Below are 17370 nucleotides of genomic sequence, written 5' to 3' on the forward strand. Positions count from 1 at the left end.
CCACCCGTATAGGGCGGGTGGCGTAGAGGTTTATTTCAGGTTGGTTTTGAAGAACTGCTCAAACTGGCCGAAGGGGATCTTCCCGGCAGCATTATCGTAGAGATCGACATGGTTTGCGCCCGGAACAATCACCAGTTCCTTCTGCTTGCTGCCGACCGCTTTAAACGCATCTTCAGCAAAGTAGCGGGAGTGTGCCTTTTCACCGGTTACGATAAGCGTTGGGATAGTAATTTCCCTGCCGTAGCTCAGCAGCGGCATATTCATAAATGATAATGGCGTGGTCGCGGTCCACGCGCCGGTGGAGTTGACGGAGCGCGCATGGAAGCCGCGCGGCATACGGTAGTAGTCAAAGAATTCTTTGAGTACCGGATTCGGGTTGTCAGGTAACGCCTCCGGCAGAATACGTTCAGCTGCCGTCACCTTGCCGTTCTCATCGACATAAATGTCATGGCCGCCGTGCGCGAAGGTACCGTTCTCAGCATCTTTCCAGCGCTGTGCGTTCAGATACTGCAGAACGGCACGGCGGTCAGACGTTGAATAGCGATCTTTCCCGTCGCCCACGCCGTGGCCCATCGCCCGGCTCATGTCATACATCACGCTGGTGGCGACCGCCTTCACGCGGGTGTCCATGGATGCTGCGTTGAGCGCCATACCGCCCCAGCCGCAGATGCCGAGAATACCAATGCGGTTACGATCAACCTCTTTCTGCAAACCGAGGAAGTCCACCGCCGCGCTAAAGTCTTCGGTGTTGATATCCGGAGACGCTACGTTGCGCGGCTGGCCACCGCTTTCGCCCGTATAGGACGGATCGAACGCCAGGGTTACAAACCCATTTTCTGCCAGGGTTTGCGCATACAGGCCGCTGGACTGCTCTTTGACCGCGCCAAATGGCCCGCTGACCGCAATCGCCGCCAGCTTGCGGTCGCCGCGGTTTTTGGGAAGATACAGATCGCCTACCAAAGTGATCCCGTATCGGTTCTGGAAGGACACCTTACGGTGATCGACTTTGTCACTTTCGGCAAAGGTTTTATCCCATGTGCTCACCATCGAAACAGGCGCGTTTGGGTTGGTGGTTTCTGCATAACTCATTGTTGTCACTCCACTTAATGATGCACATAGCAGCATCGCAACGGACAGTTTTTGGGTAAATGTTTTCATAGAAATGAACCCTGGGTTGTTGTGTTGCGGTCATTATAGTTAGCAGAAATAGTGCTGATTAGAGGGCGAAAGCTGCTAGGATTCATATCATATTGTTATAAATGGGTGGGGATGATGGCGAAACGGGAAAACTATAATGAGCTGTACCTGTTCATGCAGGTGGTACGGGAGGGGAGCTTCACGGCGGCCGCGCTTCGGCTTGGGCTGGCGCAATCCGGGATCAGCCGCTCGGTTCGCGAGCTGGAAGAGCGATTGGGCGTTCAACTTCTGGTCCGCACCACGCGCAAGCTCTCGCTCACCCATGCCGGGGAACAGCTTTATCAGACCGCCGAGTCTGCATTCGATACGCTCGATACGGGTCTGGCGACCCTGGCACACTATCGTCAGACGCCGTCCGGCACGGTGCGTATTAATGCCAGCCAGCACGCTATCGATAAATGTCTGCTGCCAAAGCTCGCCATTTTTAAACAGCGTTACCCGGACATCAGGCTGGAACTGATCAATGAAAGCCGCTTCGTCGACATTATCGCCGAGCGGTTCGATGCGGGTGTCAGACTGGGGCCGGAAGTGGGGCAGGGAATGATTGCTGTGCGTATCACGCCTGATATGGAAATGGCCGCGGTGGCTGCCCCGGAACACTTCAGACGCTACGGTTTTCCGCAGACGCCAGCCGATTTAGTGGCTCATCCCTGCATTGCCTACCAGTTTGCCGACGGTAGTGACTATCAGTGGGACCTGGTGCAGGACGGGAAAAAAATCACCCATCGGCCAGAGGGGCAATGGGCGCTGTCTGACAGCTACATGGAAGCCGAGGCCGCCCGGCTGGGGCTTGGGCTGGCCTATGTCCCGGTGGAGCTGGTGGCTGACGATCTGGAGCGCGGAACGCTTATCCGGGTGTTGCAGCGCTATAGCCTGCGCATGGACGGGTTGTATCTCTATTATCCGCACCGCAACGTGTCGCCTGCCCTGAGGGCTGTGATCGATACGCTGAAAATTTAGGGCGGCATAACATCACGAGAGCGGACATACAAACTGCCCGCCGGTGAGCTATGACTAAAAATAAATCAGGACCGCTGTGGTGAGGCAAATTTTGCAGCAATCATTTCAGATGTGGGCTGTATTCCCCCAAGACTCCACTGTTCCGGTTCATGCTCGTCAATACGGATCCATACTGAACGCCGGAATTCAGGATCGCCGTTTCCCTCAATTTCAACAATAAGATCAGTCATACGACGTAGCAGTTCTTTTTTTTGCTCCGAATTAATCATTCCTTTAATGGTTTGCACATTTACGAAGGGCATTGTATTCTCCTTAAATAACTGAGTCTTTAAATCATACTCAGGTTACGAGGCAAACGAAGAGATGTCAAAAAATAAATCATTACCGTACTTATTACCTGAGCTTTGTGGGTTAGCGGCGGCCGCTGAGCTTCTTGGCGATCAATGGGTTTTGTTGATTCTGAGAGAGGCGTTTTATGGGGTAACACGCTTTGAAACGATACGGGATCATACAAAAATCACCCGGCAGACGCTGGCGAACCGGTTAAAAAAAATGACTGAACTCGGCCTGCTTTGCAAAATCCCTTATCAGGAAGAAGGGGCGCGTGAACGGTATGAGTATGTTCTCACCGCCAAAAGCCGCAGCCTTGCGCCGATTCTTTTCTCTTTGATGGAGTGGGGTCATAAAAACATACTGCACGACGCACCGCATATTGCGTTAACAGACAAAGAAAGTGGAGAAGTGGTGAATAGCGCCTATGTTACCGCCGACGGTAAGTTCGTTGACCCTAAAAACGTTCGGTTAACGTTTCACGACAGCCAATACTTAGCCGCCATGCCCCAGGCGCCTGACCATACAGACGCTTAAAGCTGCGGTTGAAGGACTGCCGGGAGTCAAAGCCCAGCGAGAGCGGTGATTGATACCCTTAAAATTTAGGGCAGCGTTGTCATTCTGGAAGGAGCCTCGCAAACCGCAAAGTAACCTTATGAAATTCAGCGTTATGTCTTTTCCTCTACGGGGCGCGGTCGTAAAGTGCCTGCGTTGCGGCACATCCGCAATCGGGCGTAGGAACCCGCATCTACAGAGCGATATTTATATGTCGCGACAGCGCCGATCTCGTTAAAATTGCGGTGGCGCTGACGGAGCAGCCGCAAGGCTGGCCGTTTTCTCTGTGGGCGGTATTCCTACCTCTGTCAGCGCTACCCCCTCGAGCGTAGGAACTCATCGGGTGGTTCACCCAATTTATACACTGAGGATGCCTTACGATGGCTACTATCCCAACCCTGACTTACCTTCCATCTGACGAAAACGTCATTCTGCAACTTATCTCCCGTCCGCTTCCGGCCGATGCCGATCTCTTTGACATCGCCGACAACTGCGCCGCGCTGGTGAGTGTGCTGGTCGAAACCGATGATGTCGCGAGCCGTACTGCGCTGTGCGAGCGTCTCCTTGAGGCTCTGCGCAGGCTGCGCGCACTCTGCGATGCCGATCTTCCGCCATACCTGATTGAACAGTTGATCATGGGTGAGAAAACCAACTCCTGCGTGCCCGACTGCTGGCAGGACAACTTAACGCAGGTGGACTATGTTCTGGCGCTGACGCAAGCCGTTATGGGGGGAACGCTGCCCGCTCACGTAGTGAAGGAGCTGACAGGCCTGCTGCACGATATGGTGTGGCTGCTGGCTGAGTTTGTGAAGGAGCCGCGCATTACTGCGCATTAAGGGGCTGGCGCGGAGGGGCGGCAGCGCCCCTTTGAAAGTGTGATTAACGCGATCGGTTCCCGGTATCCAGAAGCGACGTGCCGTAGGAGTTGTCGATAGTACAAAGCCAGCGACCGTCGCTTTCCTGCCGAAAAACATAGGTCGCGCGGCGCGACATTTCCGTTATTCCACCCTGACCATCAGGAAAACGCAGAACGGTTTCCATGATAACGAGGGCAGTGTCACCGCCTTCGATCACCTGCATCTCTCCTTGTTCCACAATCAATTGGTCCTGGAAATAATCCGAGATGGCAACAAACGCGCTGCGGATGTTGTCTTTGCCTTTAACAACCATTCCGGGCTTGACCACCAGAGCTGCATCTTCGGCGTAGTGTTTCATCAGCGCGTCATAGTTTTTGGTGGTGATGGCGCGATCGCAGGATTCGATTATCTGGCGTAGCGGGTGTGGGGTCATGCGTATTTTCTCAGAGAGGGGGAAAGCGTATTAACTTAACAGTCTGGCGTGTTTGTATAGCTACCAGGTTTTGTGGTTGGAAGGTTTAGCATAGAAGCGGATAGTTTTAAGGTTACGCCTGCTATGGGTGGTGAGCTCAACGGGGCGATTTCTAAACTGATATCGAGTCATTAAAACCTTCATCTGTCAGGTTTTGTGTCAGCAGTCACTACAGCAGGATAATAACTTCCTTGGGTAACTAAAGATTTTTTGCACAAAGTCGATAACTCCCCGGAAGACAGTCATTTGACGAAACAGTATTTATCAGGGGAAAAAGAAGTTGAGATTTCTAACATTGTTTATCCTCCTTATTGCTATTACTCTACATGCCGAAGAACATGATTATGGCCCACCTGTCTCTGTATGCCTGAACAAACATACCATTCCCTATATCAACACGATGATTCCAGCTGCAAATATTGTTAATGACGCTTATCTGACATGCCAGGGTGTCGTTGATGAATGGAATCGTGAGAGAGAATCCTTGCCCAAAGAAATGGTAATCAAGCAGAATAAGGAGTTGCGTGATATGTATATCAGGATGATTGAGATCCGTCGGAAAGCGAGTGCACACAAAAAATGAGGGACCCTTGTATCGATTGATTAGAACAAAAAGCAGACACTTAACGTTTGTCATGGAAACGCTTCGATTATTCGTAAAATATGAGAGCGCGAATTCACATCATCGTTGAATGCTATTTTATTAATAAAGGGATGACTTATGAAAGCAGGTGTTTTTTTAAATCTATTATTATTGACGTTATCATTTGATGTCGCGGCATTTACTCAATTCAAACCGGCGGTCTTAAATGCTGCTCTTTTATTCGATCATGATGCAACAACCGGGAACGTAAAACATAGCCTCCAGTGGATGCGGGATGTTACAGGTAAACTTCAGGTTATGACAGAAGTTAGATATGATCGCAGCGGATGCTTTACGAGTATCAACATGGTTGACAAGGCAAATGATCGAGAGTTTCATTTGGTCAATAAAGATGGCTTACTGACGTCACTTAAAGGCCAGCGTATTACCGGAAAAATAAATGAGCGCTGCGAAATTACTGAGCTTGAGAATGAAAAAGGTAATTACTTACTCAGTTATAATATACGTGGCTTGCTGGAAAAAATAATCGACAAAGATACGGGCGAAGTTGTAGAGCGATATGAATATCACAACAGCCAATTCCCCGTTCGCATAATAAACTACAAAGATCCAAAAGATGAACGCATCGTTTACCCATCCGGGAGTGCGCAATTCCTTGACTCAGAATTAGTGTCGAAAAGAGAGGACATCACTTTCATGGTGAAGCAAAGCTGTGCCTACACCGCTGATGGTAATGCAGATAAATGCTCGCTGATAGCATCCACTAACGACGACTATCGTGACTCAAGCCTCGTATGGATTTCTAATCACAAAAATGAATATTTCTAAATTATATTAAAAGGACTGAACCCACGTCACCTTCCCGAAAGGTTGATTAACGTCCTATTTTTTTTGTCAGTGCATCATCTCCTGCTTTGAAACGATGGTATCGTTAACATCAATCAGCAGGAGAGTACTACAGACAGCCAAAAAGCCGTAAGCAGTTATCTGCTTACGGCTTCCAGAACGGTGATGATTTTCTGACAATCAGGCCGCTTTCACAGCCCTGATTTTTTTTGCGTCAGCCGCGTCGGAGTCTGTTTTATCCGCTACAGCTGGAGCAGTGAGATCGGGAAGCTTGCTGGTACGCAGAATATGCTGCACGGTCTCTTTCTGCTCGGCGAGATACAGGCCAAGATTTTCAGCCTGCGTTTCATCCATCTGCATTCCGCTTTGTAACAGCCAGTCGGTGAACGCGTCGGCCATATCGAGCAGCTTGTCGTGAGCGTCAGCCTCTTTCTTACTGGCAAATGTCATTTTCTCTTCACCTTTTCTTACGACAACAAATTTTGTTTCAACAGCCATCGTGCACCTCGTTATACTGTATTTATATACAGTATAGCAGCAACAGATCGACGTTGCAGCAAAATATGCATTACTGGTGAAGCTGCTGCGTTTCGGGGCCACCCATACTGCGTCGCCATGCCCCAGGCGCCTGACCATACTGGCGCTTAAAGCTGCGGTTGAAGGACTGCTGGGAGTCAAAGCCCAGCGCGATCGCCACGTTCAGAATCTGTTCGTCGCTGTGGGATAACCGCTCAACCGATTTTTGCAGCTTTTGCGCGCGAATATACCCGGCGAGGGGATAGCCCGTATGCTCTTTGAATAGGCGCTGGAGGTGCCATTTCGAGTAGCCGGAACGCCTGGCGACGGTCTCAATGTCCAGGCGGCTGTCCAGGTTGTTGTCGATCCAGTCGAGTAAATCATGCATAAATGCGCCAGTGTTCATCTGGTTACCCCCACGCAGCGGATGAAAAAGTATCTTTGTCTGTTGCATTAAAAGGTGGCGCGTTTTTGCAGTAATTGCAAGTTTTATTGTTGCATTTAAATCCCTGACCGAAACGGGTCTTTTCACATCCGCTCAAATAGCACATAAAGTGCAACAATTATTCTTGCACTTAGTTAAGCGCCTTCCTACAATCGCCGCGAATAGTGTATTCGCAACTGTTACAGTTTTGTGGCGATGAACGACACAAATGGCCTTAAGACAGCCCCCGGACAAAGGAAGTGGCGCGGTGCCTCCTGCTGCGTCTTGCCCGGTGGCGACAATTATCGGAATAAAAATAATGAGCCTGCAAAAAACCTGGGGTAATTCTCATCTGAGCGCGCTGGGGGCCATGTTGCTCTCCGTGCTGCTCGTCGGATGCGATAACAGCGTCGCGCAAAATGCCGCGCCACCTGCGCCTGCCGTGAGTGCCGCTGACGTGGTGGTGAAATCGATTAGCCAGTGGGATAGCTTTAACGGCCGGATTGAAGCGGTGGAGAGCGTTCAGCTGCGCCCGCGCGTGTCTGGCTACATTGATAAGGTGAATTACACCGACGGCCAGGAAGTGAAAAAGGGCGAGGTGCTGTTCACCATTGATGACCGTACCTATCGCGCCGCGCTGGAACAGGCGCAGGCGAACCTGGCGAGAGCTAAAACGCAGGCCAGCCTGGCGCAAAGTGAGGCTAACCGTACCGATAAGCTGATCAATACCCATCTGGTCTCACGGGAAGAGTGGGAGCAGCGCCGCTCGGCTGCCGTTCAGGCGCAGGCCGACATTCGCGCCGCGCAGGCGGCGGTTGACGCAGCCCAGCTCAACCTGGACTTCACCAAAGTGACCGCGCCTATCGATGGTCGCGCCAGCCGGGCGCTGATCACCAGCGGGAACCTGGTGACTGCGGGCGATACCGCCAGCGTCCTCACCACGCTGGTCTCGCAGAAGACGGTGTACGTCTACTTTGACGTGGACGAGTCAACCTACCTTCACTATCAAAACCTGGCCCGCAGCGGGCAGGGGGCGTCCAGCAATCACACGGCGTTGCCGGTTGAGATTGGCCTGACGGGCGAGGAGGGCTATCCCCATCAGGGCAAAGTGGATTTCCTGGATAACCAGCTCACGCCGAGTACCGGGACCATCCGCATGCGCGCGCTGCTGGATAACTCACAGCGTCAGTTTACGCCGGGACTGTTTGCCCGCGTACGCCTGCCGGGCAGCGCGGAGTTCAAAGCCACGCTTATCGACGACAAGGCGGTGCTGACCGATCAGGATCGTAAATACGTCTATATCGTCGATAAAGAGGGGAAAGCGCAGCGTCGCGACATTACGCCGGGTCGTCTGGCAGACGGTTTACGCATTGTGCGGCAGGGGCTGAACCCTGGCGACAAAGTCATCGTCGAGGGTTTACAGAAAGTGTTTATGCCGGGTATGCCGGTTAACGCCAAAACCGTTGCCATGACCGCCAGCGCCGCCCTCAACTGATCCCTTGACCTGAGAATCCAACCCATGGACTTTTCCCGCTTTTTCATCGACAGGCCGATCTTTGCTGCCGTCCTGTCGATTCTGATTTTTATCACAGGGTTAATCGCCATCCCGCTGCTGCCGGTGAGCGAATACCCTGACGTCGTGCCGCCAAGCGTGCAGGTGCGCGCCGAGTACCCGGGCGCCAACCCGAAAGTGATTGCCGAGACCGTGGCGACGCCGCTGGAAGAGGCGATCAACGGCGTTGAGAACATGATGTACATGAAATCCGTCGCGGGCTCGGACGGCGTGCTGGTGACCACCGTGACCTTCCGTCCGGGGACTGACCCGGATCAGGCGCAGGTTTAGGTGCAGAACCGCGTCGCGCAGGCCGAAGCGCGTCTGCCGGAGGACGTGCGGCGTCTGGGCATTACCACCCAGAAGCAGTCGCCCACGCTGACGCTGGTGGTGCATCTGTTTTCGCCAAACGGTAAGTACGATTCGCTGTATATGCGCAACTACGCCACGCTGAAGGTGAAGGATGAGCTGGCGCGCCTGCCCGGCGTCGGCCAGATCCAGATTTTCGGCTCCGGCGAGTACGCGATGCGCGTCTGGCTGGACCCTAATAAAGTGGCGGCGCGCGGGCTGACCGCCTCGGACGTGGTCACGGCGATGCAGGAGCAAAACGTACAGGTCTCCGCCGGTCAGCTTGGCGCCGAGCCGCTGCCTAAAGAGAGCGACTTCCTGATCTCCATTAACGCCCAGGGCCGCCTGCATACCGAAGAAGAGTTTGGCAATATTGTCCTGAAAACAACGCAGGACGGTACGGTCGTCCGCCTGCGCGACGTGGCGCGGATTGAAATGGGCTCCGGGAGCTATGCGCTGCGTTCCCAGCTGAACAATAAAGACGCGGTCGGGATTGGTATCTTCCAGTCGCCGGGGGCGAACGCCATCGATCTGTCTAACGCGGTGCGCGCGAAAATGGACGAACTGTCCACGCGCTTCCCGGCAGACATGAAGTGGGCGGCACCTTACGATCCGACGGTCTTTGTGCGTGATTCGATCCGTGCGGTGGTGCAGACGCTGCTGGAAGCCGTGGTGCTGGTCGTGCTGGTGGTCATTCTGTTCCTGCAAACCTGGCGCGCGTCGATCATTCCGCTGATCGCGGTGCCGGTGTCGGTGGTGGGTACTTTCAGCATTCTCTACCTGCTGGGCTTCTCGCTGAATACCCTCAGCCTGTTCGGCTTGGTGCTCGCCATCGGTATCGTGGTGGACGACGCCATCGTGGTGGTGGAAAACGTCGAGCGAAATATCGAAGAGGGGCTTGCGCCGCTTGCGGCCGCGCACCAGGCGATGCGTGAAGTGTCCGGGCCGATTATCGCGATTGCGCTGGTGCTGTGCGCGGTGTTTGTGCCGATGGCGTTTCTGTCGGGCGTTACCGGTCAGTTCTACAAGCAGTTTGCGGTGACGATCGCGATATCGACGGTGATTTCAGCGATTAACTCGCTGACGCTCTCTCCGGCGCTGGCGGCACTGCTGTTAAAGCCCCACGGCGCGCCGAAAGATTTCCCGACCCGGCTTATCGACCGTCTGTTCGGCTGGATTTTCCGTCCGTTTAACCGCTTTTTCCTCCGCAGCTCAAACGGCTATCAGGGGCTGGTGGGCAAAACGCTGGGACGGCGCGGCGCGGTATTCGTGGTTTACCTGCTGCTGCTTTGTGCCGCAGGCGTCATGTTTAAAGCGGTACCCGGCGGGTTTATTCCCACGCAGGACAAGCTGTACCTGATTGGCGGCGTGAAAATGCCGGAAGGCTCCTCGCTGGCCCGCACCGATGCGGTGATCCGCAAAATGAGCGAAATCGGGATGAATACCGAAGGCGTGGATTATGCGGTCGCGTTTCCGGGGCTGAACGCGCTGCAGTTCACCAATACGCCGAATACCGGAACGGTCTTCTTTGGCCTGAAGCCGTTCGACCAGCGTAAACATTCCGCGGCGGAAATTAACGCGGAAATTAACGCGAAAATCGCGCAAATCCAGCAGGGCTTTGGCTTCTCCATTCTGCCGCCGCCGATTTTAGGGCTGGGTCAGGGGTCGGGCTATTCCCTGTACATTCAGGATCGCGGTGGTCTGGGCTATGGCGCGCTGCAAAACGCGGTGAACACCATGTCCGGTGCAATCATGCAGACGCCGGGGATGCATTTCCCGATCTCAACCTACCAGGCTAACGTGCCGCAGCTGGACGTCCAGGTTGACCGCGACAAGGCGAAAGCGCAGGGCGTGTCGCTGACCGATCTTTTCGGGACGCTGCAAACCTATCTGGGCTCGTCGTACGTCAATGATTTCAACCAGTTCGGGCGTACCTGGCGCGTGATGGCGCAGGCCGACGGGCAGTTCCGCGACAGCGTGGAAGATATTGCGAATCTGCGCACCCGTAACAGCCAGGGCGAAATGGTGCCGATTGGCAGTATGGTGAACATCACGACCACCTACGGGCCGGATCCGGTGATCCGTTACAACGGCTACCCGGCGGCGGACCTGATTGGCGATGCCGACCCGCGCGTGCTCTCATCAGCGCAGGCGATGACGCAGCTGGACGCGATGTCTAAGCAGATCCTGCCGAACGGGATGAACATTGAATGGACGGATCTGAGCTTCCAACAGGCCACCCAGGGCAACACGGCGCTGATCGTCTTCCCGGTCGCGGTCCTGCTGGCGTTCCTGGTCCTGGCGGCGCTGTATGAAAGCTGGACGCTGCCGCTGGCGGTGATCCTCATCGTGCCGATGACGATGCTCTCCGCGCTGTTTGGCGTCTGGCTGACCGGGGGCGATAACAACGTCTTCGTGCAGGTGGGGCTGGTGGTGCTGATGGGGCTGGCCTGTAAAAACGCCATTCTTATCGTGGAGTTTGCCCGCGAGCTGGAAATTCAGGGTAAAGGCATCATGGAGGCCGCGCTGGAGGCGTGCCGCCTGCGTTTACGCCCGATTGTGATGACCTCCATCGCCTTTATTGCCGGGACCATTCCGCTGATCCTCGGCCACGGCGCGGGTGCGGAAGTACGCGGCGTCACCGGGATCACGGTATTCTCCGGTATGCTGGGGGTGACGCTGTTTGGTCTGTTCCTGACGCCGGTGTTCTACGTGACGCTGCGTAAGTTCGTCACGCGCGGCAAAAAAGAGGAAAGGGACGTGCTGCCCGCGTAGGGACGTTGCTGATAATAAAAAACCGCCTTCACAGAGAAGGCGGTTTTGTTGCATCAGGAAAACGTTATGACGTTTTTTGATACTGGGCAATGAGGTCGGGGAGCGGATCCCATCCGCTGCTGTCGGCGTTTTTCACCGCTTCCAGGGCGCTAGCCACGGTATGGCGCTCCAGCACCGCTAACGACGCCTGCTCGGCCTCTTCGGAAATCGATTTAAAGTACCAGCAGGCGTTAGCGCTGACCACGCAGCGGGCCGGTACGTCAGGGCGCGACGCCCACAGTTTTTTATCTTCGATGACCGAAAGGTAGATGTCGCGCAGGGTGATCTCTTCCGGCGGGCGACCAAGATGAATGGAGCCGTTACGGCCAAGCGTTGAGACGATAATGCCGTCTCGCGTCAGCGGAACCATCAATTTGCGGATGAAGCTCGGGTTCGCTTCCAGGCCGTAGGCCAGAATCGCGCTCGTCGAACGTTCACCCAATTGCTCCGCCATCGCTACGCTGAGAACCATCTGCAAAGCTGTCGGGAAGCGGTAATCTAACATTTCTCTGTCCTGGGTTGCGGTGAATCTTGTTCTTTTTGGCACCGCAGAGGTGAATAAGCAATAAACAACAATATAACAAATACGGTAATTATTTTGAAGCAATCTGCGGCATTTGCGATCAAACCCCCTGTTCTGCTTTAGCTAAACGTGCGGTTCGGGAAGTCAACTGTGACCAGGAGGCCACCTTCTGCAGAAGTACTCAGATTTACGCTGCTGTTGTGCTGCTGCGCCACCGCTTTGACGATGGCAAGCCCCAGCCCGCTGCCGCTTTGCACCTGATTGGGATCGCGGAAAAAGCGGTCGAACACGCGCTCCTGCAGCTCGACCGGAATACCGGGGCCCGCATCGGAGACGCGCAGCTGAACGACGCGATCGCAGGCGCTCACGTCGACCTGAATCCGCCCGCCCTCGGGGCTGTACTTCACGGCGTTCTCAATGAGATTATCAATCAGCGACACCAGGCGTTCCCTGACGCCGTGGATCCAGACGTCATCCTCGGCAAAGAATTCCAGCTCAATTTTGCGCGCAGACGCTAGCGGTTCCAGCTCGGCCATTCGTTCCTGAATAAGCGCTGTCAGCGGCACGGGTTCCATCGCCGTATCAATGCGCGATTCACTGTGCATCATCAGCAGCAGCTGATTGACGAGGCGCGCGGCGCGGCTGTTGCTGCGAATCACGCCCGCAAGCAGCTCCTTCTGGCTCTCGCTGATGACCCAGGACTGCAGCGCCTCCACGTTGATGCGCATCGCCGCGAGGGGCGTACGCAGCTCGTGCGCGGCATCCGCGATGAAAATCCGCTCCCTTTCCGCGCTTTCACGCACCCGGGCAAGGAAGTCATTGATCGCGTCCACCATCTGGCGAAGCTCCCGGTGCTTCGGTACGGCTCTTAAAGGGGAGAGGTCGTCCGGCGTGCGTAACGTAATTTCATTGACCACCTTATTCCATGGACGCATCGCAATGCGGATTGAGAGCCACGCGGGAAACAGCAGAAACGGGAAGCAGACCAGCAGCGGCAGGATGTAGTACCCGCGAGAGTTCAGATAGATAAAGAAGTTCCAGCCGCTGGCTGGCGTGAAGAGGGTGACCTCCACGTCAGAGTGAGGGGATTTAAGGGTGCGGCTGGTCCAGGTACGATCTCCACTCTGAACGTGCTCCAGCTCGCCGAATCGGGTGTTTGTTATCCCCGCAGGTGCACCGTCGGAGGCAAAAATAACGGCATTATTCTTGCGAACGATGAGGTTAATCGACAGCACGGGATCTTCCCCTCCGCCGTAACCTTCCCGCAGGGCCTGGCTAAAGGCTTCCAGCACGGCGGTACGATCCTGCGGACGTCCGTCCATACGCTCAACCAGGGTAAAAACGGTTTCGTACGTTTTACTGCCCGTCAGGATGGGAGGGCTGCGCAGGTCCTCCCACAGAATGAAGGTTAGAAAAAGACACCACAGCAGGGTCAGCAGAAGCATCTGGGCGATGATAATTCGGCGCACCAGCGTCGGGCGCCTCAGGTGATACCAGACGTTTTGCATCAACCGCTCACCTTTTGAATGGAGACGGTATCAATGACGTACCCGACGCCCCGGACCGTTCGCACATAGCCGTCGCCGATTTTCCGCCGCAAATTTCCCATATGCACGTCGAGCGCGTTGCTGAGGTTCTCTTTGTTGCCGAATATCCTTTCTTCCAGAAACCTCCGGGTCAGCACGCGGTCCGCGCGCAGCATCAACGTTTCCAGCAGCGCGTATTCACTGGCCGTTAAATCGATATGGCGCGCACTCACCGTCACGCGACGCGTCGGGACATGAAGAGAGAGCCCGCGAATTTCTATCGCCTCATTTTCAAAACCCTAGCTGCGCCGTGCAAGGGCTCGCACTCGCGCCAGCAGCTCGGCGAGAATAAAGGGTTTGACGAGATAGTCGTCCGCGCCGGCATCCAGCCCGTACAGGCGATCCTGCAATGTCCCTCGCGCCGTCAGGATGATGACGGGGATCCCCTTGAGCTGCTGGCGCAAACGCGTCATCAGGCTCATGCCATCGCCGTCGGGCAGCCCCAGGTCGAGCAAAATAAGTTCCGGCACGCAGACGTCAAGCTGATGCAGCGCATCCTCTTTACGGCGAACCCATATGACGTCAAACCCTTGATCTGAGAGGGCGATACGTACGCCATTGCCGAGATCCAGGTCGTCTTCGATAAGTAGAATTTTCACATTGGTAACGGTATCAACCGTGAATGAAGAATTTCTTAAGAAAAAAACGGTAGCAGGAAATCTGTCCGGATGACAGCGCCCGCGCGCGCTTCAGTCTTTCTTCATTTTCGGCTCATAAGAACCTTAGGGTCACGCTTCAAAATGGGCGTTCCGGCGTTTAACCGCCTGCATCGTCATCATTTGCATCCATAAGGACTTCCTTAATGAGAAATATCGAACTGCGTCATACGTTCCCTCATTTACTTTCGGGCCGCTGCCTGAAAACCCTCGTGCCGGGCGTCGTTCTGGCGTTACTGGCTACGCCTGTACTGGCGGAAGAACAGCGCCAGGGTAACGTCTTAACCCTGGGAGGCGGCGTGGATGTGGGGCCGCGCTACTCGGGTTCAGATAAAATCCGCGTCTCAGCGGCTCAGGTAGTGGATTATTCCATGGCAAATGGCTTCTTCATCGGCACCACGCGTGGGATCGGTTACGGTAACAACGTTGGCAACCTGGATTACAGCGCAGCGCTGAGCTATCGAACGGGCCGTAAAGATAAAGACGTGAGCAGCGATTCCATCAGCTCCGGCAGCGACGAGCTGCGGGGGATGGGTGAGATTAAAGGCTCGGCTATCGTGGTACCCGGGCTGGGGTACAAGGTGACCGACTGGCTGAATCTGCAGCTGCAGGCTGAGGTTCCGGTGTCTGAGAGAGAGAACGGAGAGGCAGTGCATTTCGGCTTGAGCAGCCCGCTCTATACCTCACCAACAAATGCGGTGACGCTGGCGCTGACCGGCAGTTGGGGATCCGACAAGTATATGCAGACGTATTACGGGGTCAGCGCCGCCCAGTCGGCCGCATCGGGCTTTGCCCGACATGACGCCGGGGCCGGGATTTATGCCTGGTCGATGAACCTTGACTGGACCCACAAGCTCACCTCGCGCTGGAGCGTGCTTGCCTCAGCGGGCGTGACGCAGCTGACGGGGGATGCGGGCGATAGCCCGATTGTGCATCGTAAAACGTCGCCGACGGGGAGTTTGAAGGTGACGTACAGTTTTTGAGCATGTGATAACGACGTATATAAGCCGCTCCGGTTAAGATGGCGGGGCGGTACTGCTGGGTGACGGGAAGAGTGATGGACTGTCTCAATCTCATGGTGTGTAACAACCTGCTATCTATGCCAAAATGATTCAACATTAGCGATTAACGAGACTTATTGATATTGACCATTGTATTTATTCCATCACTTGCTTTCATCACGGTATCCGGCACGGCCAACCCCGGTTAAGCCGCAGTATCTGAACTACGTTTAACATCAGTCAGAATAATAAAAGAGTTAACGTTTTATTAGATTCGCAACAGTGTCGGCCTCCGTCCGGAGCATTTGAAAACCAGAACCTCACTAAGAAATGTGCCAACATGACGCGAGTAATATCTCTGTCCGGAGAATAATGTGTTCGGAAAACTGTTGTTAAACTACATGCCCGGTTTACAAAATTTGTTAGCCTACGATAAAAGCTGGCTAAAGCATGATGTTAAAGCCGGGTTATCCGTTGCGGCCGTAGCGCTCCCTGTTGCGATTGCATACGCTGAGCTGGCGGGGGTGGGGGCAATTGTAGGACTCTATTCCTGCGTTTTACCGATGATAGCTTACGCACTGTTTGGCTCTTCACGCCAGCTTATTGTGGGCCCTGATGCCACAACCTGCGCGGTGATTGCGGCCGTCGTATTTCCGCTTTCTGCAGGAAACCCCGAACTGCACTGGCAGCTGACGATCATCATGACATTGATGATGGGCGGGTGGTGTTTGCTTGCCAGTAAATTTCGGCTGGGCGCGCTCGCCGATCTGCTTTCTCATCCCATTCTTACCGGTTTACTTAATGGCGTAGCCGTGACGATTATCGTCGGGCAATTAGGCAAGGTGTTGGGGATTAAGCTTGATGAAGCGCAGGTTATTGAAAAAATAATCGCCTTGCCAGGTCGACTTTCAGATAGCCATTTATTAACCGTAGGAATATCCCTTTTTACGTTAATTATTTTAATGGTGATCAAAACGTATCGCAGCCAGTGGCCAGCACCTTTAATCGCCATTGTAATAACAACGGCACTGGTATGGGTGACCTCTGCACAACAGTATGGGATTGCCACGATTGGGGGAGAAGGCTTCCAGCCTGGTTTACCGGTCGTTCACTGGGGGGCGTTCCAGCCGGGGCCGATGCGTGATTTGGTGATCCCGGCGCTGAACCTGGCGTTGGTTAGTTTTGTCAGTCTGATGCTGACCGCCCGCAGTTTCGCCGCGAAAAATGGCTACGAAATTAATGCGGATGCAGAGTTCCGGGCTCTGGGTATTGCGAACATTATGTCGGGGTTATCTCAGGGGTTTGCTATCAGTGGAGCCGATTCCCGGACCGCGGTGAATGATTCAGTTGGTGGGAAAAGTCAGCTGGTTTCCGTGGTCGCCGCCTTAATCATCGGTATCGTCGTGCTGTTTTTCACTCAGCCATTACAATTCATTCCGGTATCTGCGTTAGGGATTGTTCTAATGTATGCATCGTGGTCATTGATTGATTTACGTGGGCTATGGAACCTTAGGCGCAGAAATAAACAGGCCTTTCGCCTGGCCTTCTTCACGTTTGGCTGTGTGTTAATTATCGGCGTTATCCAGGGGATCGGCCTTGCGGTGTTGCTTGGCCTGTTGCAGTTCCTTCGTACGGTATTTCGTCCCTCTGAGCACCTGCTGGGCACTGACGAAGAGGGAATGATTCACTCGTTAGGGAATACCACCGATATAAAAATGGTCCCGGGCGTGCTGATGTATCGATTTAACTCACCGTTGACCTATTTTAATGTGGCTTATTTTAAACGTCGGGTATTGAACCTGGTTGATGGGGCAGCCATACAGCCTAAATGGGTGGTCATTGATGCCGTTGCCTGCTTCACCTATTCAGACATCAGTGTCCTGGCAACCATTAATGAGTTAAAGCGCGATCTGAAAGGTCGACAGATTAAATTAATTCTTGCGGGCAGGAAAACGGAGTTAACACGCTGGTTTAAAGACAGTCGGCCAACAATGAATGATGATGACATGATTCTGGCGCCAGACCTCTACCTGGCACTTCGGTTCATTCAGAGCAAAGAGAGTGCGAGTGAGGGGGAATCAGTCGGTGATACATAACCAAATAGTGGTGAAAGGCTCGTAACGCATGCT

At 54.2% G+C, this 17370-nt stretch carries 15 protein-coding genes and 2 pseudogenes; 9 read left to right on the plus strand and 8 right to left on the minus strand.

Annotated elements, in window-relative coordinates:
• Positions 1-30: 30 nt before the first annotated feature.
• Positions 31-1158 (minus strand): alpha/beta hydrolase, encoded by a 1128-nt coding sequence (locus ACVCAM_RS12630; RefSeq protein WP_032637711.1) that lies wholly within the window; start codon positions 1156-1158, stop codon positions 31-33.
• Positions 1159-1272: 114 nt separating this feature from the next.
• Between ACVCAM_RS12630 and ACVCAM_RS12635 the strand changes: the two genes are divergently transcribed.
• Entirely contained in the window at positions 1273-2157 is an 885-nt protein-coding gene (locus tag ACVCAM_RS12635) for a LysR family transcriptional regulator (protein WP_407223796.1), read from the plus strand.
• Between the two features lie 65 nt (positions 2158-2222).
• Here ACVCAM_RS12635 and ACVCAM_RS12640 read toward each other — a convergent pair whose 3' ends face one another.
• A complete protein-coding gene (locus ACVCAM_RS12640) occupies positions 2223-2459 on the minus strand; it encodes a tautomerase family protein (RefSeq protein WP_407223302.1) in 237 nt (78 codons plus the stop codon).
• 61 nt (positions 2460-2520) lie between these two features.
• On the opposite strand from ACVCAM_RS12640, the gene ACVCAM_RS12645 reads away from it, so the two are divergent.
• Entirely contained in the window at positions 2521-3024 is a 504-nt protein-coding gene (locus ACVCAM_RS12645) for a winged helix-turn-helix transcriptional regulator (protein WP_023311523.1), read from the plus strand.
• Positions 3025-3422: 398 nt separating this feature from the next.
• Positions 3423-3878, plus strand: a complete 456-nt coding sequence (locus ACVCAM_RS12650) for a hypothetical protein (protein ID WP_447093605.1) — start codon at positions 3423-3425, stop codon at positions 3876-3878.
• Between the two features lie 43 nt (positions 3879-3921).
• Here ACVCAM_RS12650 and ACVCAM_RS12655 read toward each other — a convergent pair whose 3' ends face one another.
• The gene (locus ACVCAM_RS12655) at positions 3922-4332 is read right to left on the minus strand and encodes a YybH family protein (protein WP_025911441.1); all 411 of its coding nucleotides are present in this window, start codon (positions 4330-4332) and stop codon (positions 3922-3924) included.
• 319 nt (positions 4333-4651) lie between these two features.
• Between ACVCAM_RS12655 and ACVCAM_RS12660 the strand changes: the two genes are divergently transcribed.
• Both ACVCAM_RS12660 and ACVCAM_RS12665 read left to right on the plus strand, forming a co-directional pair.
• The gene (locus ACVCAM_RS12660; protein WP_025911439.1) at positions 4652-4954 is read left to right on the plus strand and encodes a hypothetical protein; all 303 of its coding nucleotides are present in this window, start codon (positions 4652-4654) and stop codon (positions 4952-4954) included.
• 138 nt (positions 4955-5092) lie between these two features.
• Positions 5093-5803, plus strand: a complete 711-nt coding sequence (locus ACVCAM_RS12665) for a YnfC family lipoprotein (protein WP_025911437.1) — start codon at positions 5093-5095, stop codon at positions 5801-5803.
• A gap of 198 nt (positions 5804-6001) precedes the next feature.
• Here ACVCAM_RS12665 and ACVCAM_RS12670 read toward each other — a convergent pair whose 3' ends face one another.
• A complete protein-coding gene (locus ACVCAM_RS12670) occupies positions 6002-6319 on the minus strand; it encodes a YebG family protein (protein ID WP_063616282.1) in 318 nt (105 codons plus the stop codon).
• A gap of 70 nt (positions 6320-6389) precedes the next feature.
• Positions 6390-6743, minus strand: a complete 354-nt coding sequence (locus ACVCAM_RS12675) for a helix-turn-helix domain-containing protein (protein ID WP_447093606.1) — start codon at positions 6741-6743, stop codon at positions 6390-6392.
• Positions 6744-7080: 337 nt separating this feature from the next.
• Between ACVCAM_RS12675 and ACVCAM_RS12680 the strand changes: the two genes are divergently transcribed.
• Together ACVCAM_RS12680 and oqxB are read left to right on the plus strand one after the other, a co-directional pair.
• Entirely contained in the window at positions 7081-8256 is a 1176-nt protein-coding gene (locus ACVCAM_RS12680) for an efflux RND transporter periplasmic adaptor subunit (RefSeq protein WP_021241209.1), read from the plus strand.
• Between the two features lie 24 nt (positions 8257-8280).
• Positions 8281-11436 (plus strand): annotated as a pseudogene (gene oqxB, locus ACVCAM_RS12685) (multidrug efflux RND transporter permease subunit OqxB).
• Positions 11437-11500: 64 nt separating this feature from the next.
• Here oqxB and ACVCAM_RS12690 read toward each other — a convergent pair.
• The 3 genes and pseudogenes from ACVCAM_RS12690 to ACVCAM_RS12700 all read right to left on the minus strand — a co-directional run bounded on the left by ACVCAM_RS12690 (position 11501) and on the right by ACVCAM_RS12700 (position 14183).
• Positions 11501-11980, minus strand: a complete 480-nt coding sequence (locus ACVCAM_RS12690; protein WP_008502426.1) for an RrF2 family transcriptional regulator — start codon at positions 11978-11980, stop codon at positions 11501-11503.
• Positions 11981-12117: 137 nt separating this feature from the next.
• On the minus strand, positions 12118-13506 hold the full coding sequence (locus ACVCAM_RS12695; protein ID WP_407223303.1) for a sensor histidine kinase: 1389 nt from the start codon (positions 13504-13506) through the stop codon (positions 12118-12120).
• Positions 13506-14183: pseudogene (locus ACVCAM_RS12700) on the minus strand (response regulator). The gene ACVCAM_RS12695 and the pseudogene ACVCAM_RS12700 overlap by 1 nt, the downstream one beginning before the upstream one ends.
• Before the next feature lie 203 nt (positions 14184-14386).
• Here ACVCAM_RS12700 and ACVCAM_RS12705 point away from each other — a divergent pair.
• On the plus strand, positions 14387-15223 hold the full coding sequence (locus ACVCAM_RS12705) for a MipA/OmpV family protein (protein ID WP_407223304.1): 837 nt from the start codon (positions 14387-14389) through the stop codon (positions 15221-15223).
• Between the two features lie 392 nt (positions 15224-15615).
• Positions 15616-17337: a SulP family inorganic anion transporter gene (locus ACVCAM_RS12710; RefSeq protein ID WP_023327341.1), complete on the plus strand. Its 1722-nt coding sequence runs from the start codon at positions 15616-15618 to the stop codon at positions 17335-17337.
• The last annotated feature ends 33 nt before the right edge of the window (positions 17338-17370 follow it).

The organism is Enterobacter sp. CFEC122, assembly GCF_052983755.1.

What these genes read in the sequence shown, in the direction of transcription:
- ACVCAM_RS12630 (WP_032637711.1), bottom strand. Translation starts at nt 1,158, where the DNA reads ATGAAAACATTTACCCAAAAACTGTCCGTTGCGATGCTGCTATGTGCA.
- ACVCAM_RS12635 (WP_407223796.1), top strand. Translation starts at nt 1,273, where the DNA reads ATGGCGAAACGGGAAAACTATAATGAGCTGTACCTGTTCATGCAGGTG.
- ACVCAM_RS12640 (WP_407223302.1), bottom strand. Translation starts at nt 2,459, where the DNA reads ATGCCCTTCGTAAATGTGCAAACCATTAAAGGAATGATTAATTCGGAG.
- ACVCAM_RS12645 (WP_023311523.1), top strand. Translation starts at nt 2,521, where the DNA reads ATGTCAAAAAATAAATCATTACCGTACTTATTACCTGAGCTTTGTGGG.
- ACVCAM_RS12650 (WP_447093605.1), top strand. Translation starts at nt 3,423, where the DNA reads ATGGCTACTATCCCAACCCTGACTTACCTTCCATCTGACGAAAACGTC.
- ACVCAM_RS12655 (WP_025911441.1), bottom strand. Translation starts at nt 4,332, where the DNA reads ATGACCCCACACCCGCTACGCCAGATAATCGAATCCTGCGATCGCGCC.
- ACVCAM_RS12665 (WP_025911437.1), top strand. Translation starts at nt 5,093, where the DNA reads ATGAAAGCAGGTGTTTTTTTAAATCTATTATTATTGACGTTATCATTT.
- ACVCAM_RS12670 (WP_063616282.1), bottom strand. Translation starts at nt 6,319, where the DNA reads ATGGCTGTTGAAACAAAATTTGTTGTCGTAAGAAAAGGTGAAGAGAAA.
- ACVCAM_RS12675 (WP_447093606.1), bottom strand. Translation starts at nt 6,743, where the DNA reads ATGAACACTGGCGCATTTATGCATGATTTACTCGACTGGATCGACAAC.
- ACVCAM_RS12680 (WP_021241209.1), top strand. Translation starts at nt 7,081, where the DNA reads ATGAGCCTGCAAAAAACCTGGGGTAATTCTCATCTGAGCGCGCTGGGG.
- ACVCAM_RS12690 (WP_008502426.1), bottom strand. Translation starts at nt 11,980, where the DNA reads ATGTTAGATTACCGCTTCCCGACAGCTTTGCAGATGGTTCTCAGCGTA.
- ACVCAM_RS12695 (WP_407223303.1), bottom strand. Translation starts at nt 13,506, where the DNA reads ATGCAAAACGTCTGGTATCACCTGAGGCGCCCGACGCTGGTGCGCCGA.
- ACVCAM_RS12705 (WP_407223304.1), top strand. Translation starts at nt 14,387, where the DNA reads ATGAGAAATATCGAACTGCGTCATACGTTCCCTCATTTACTTTCGGGC.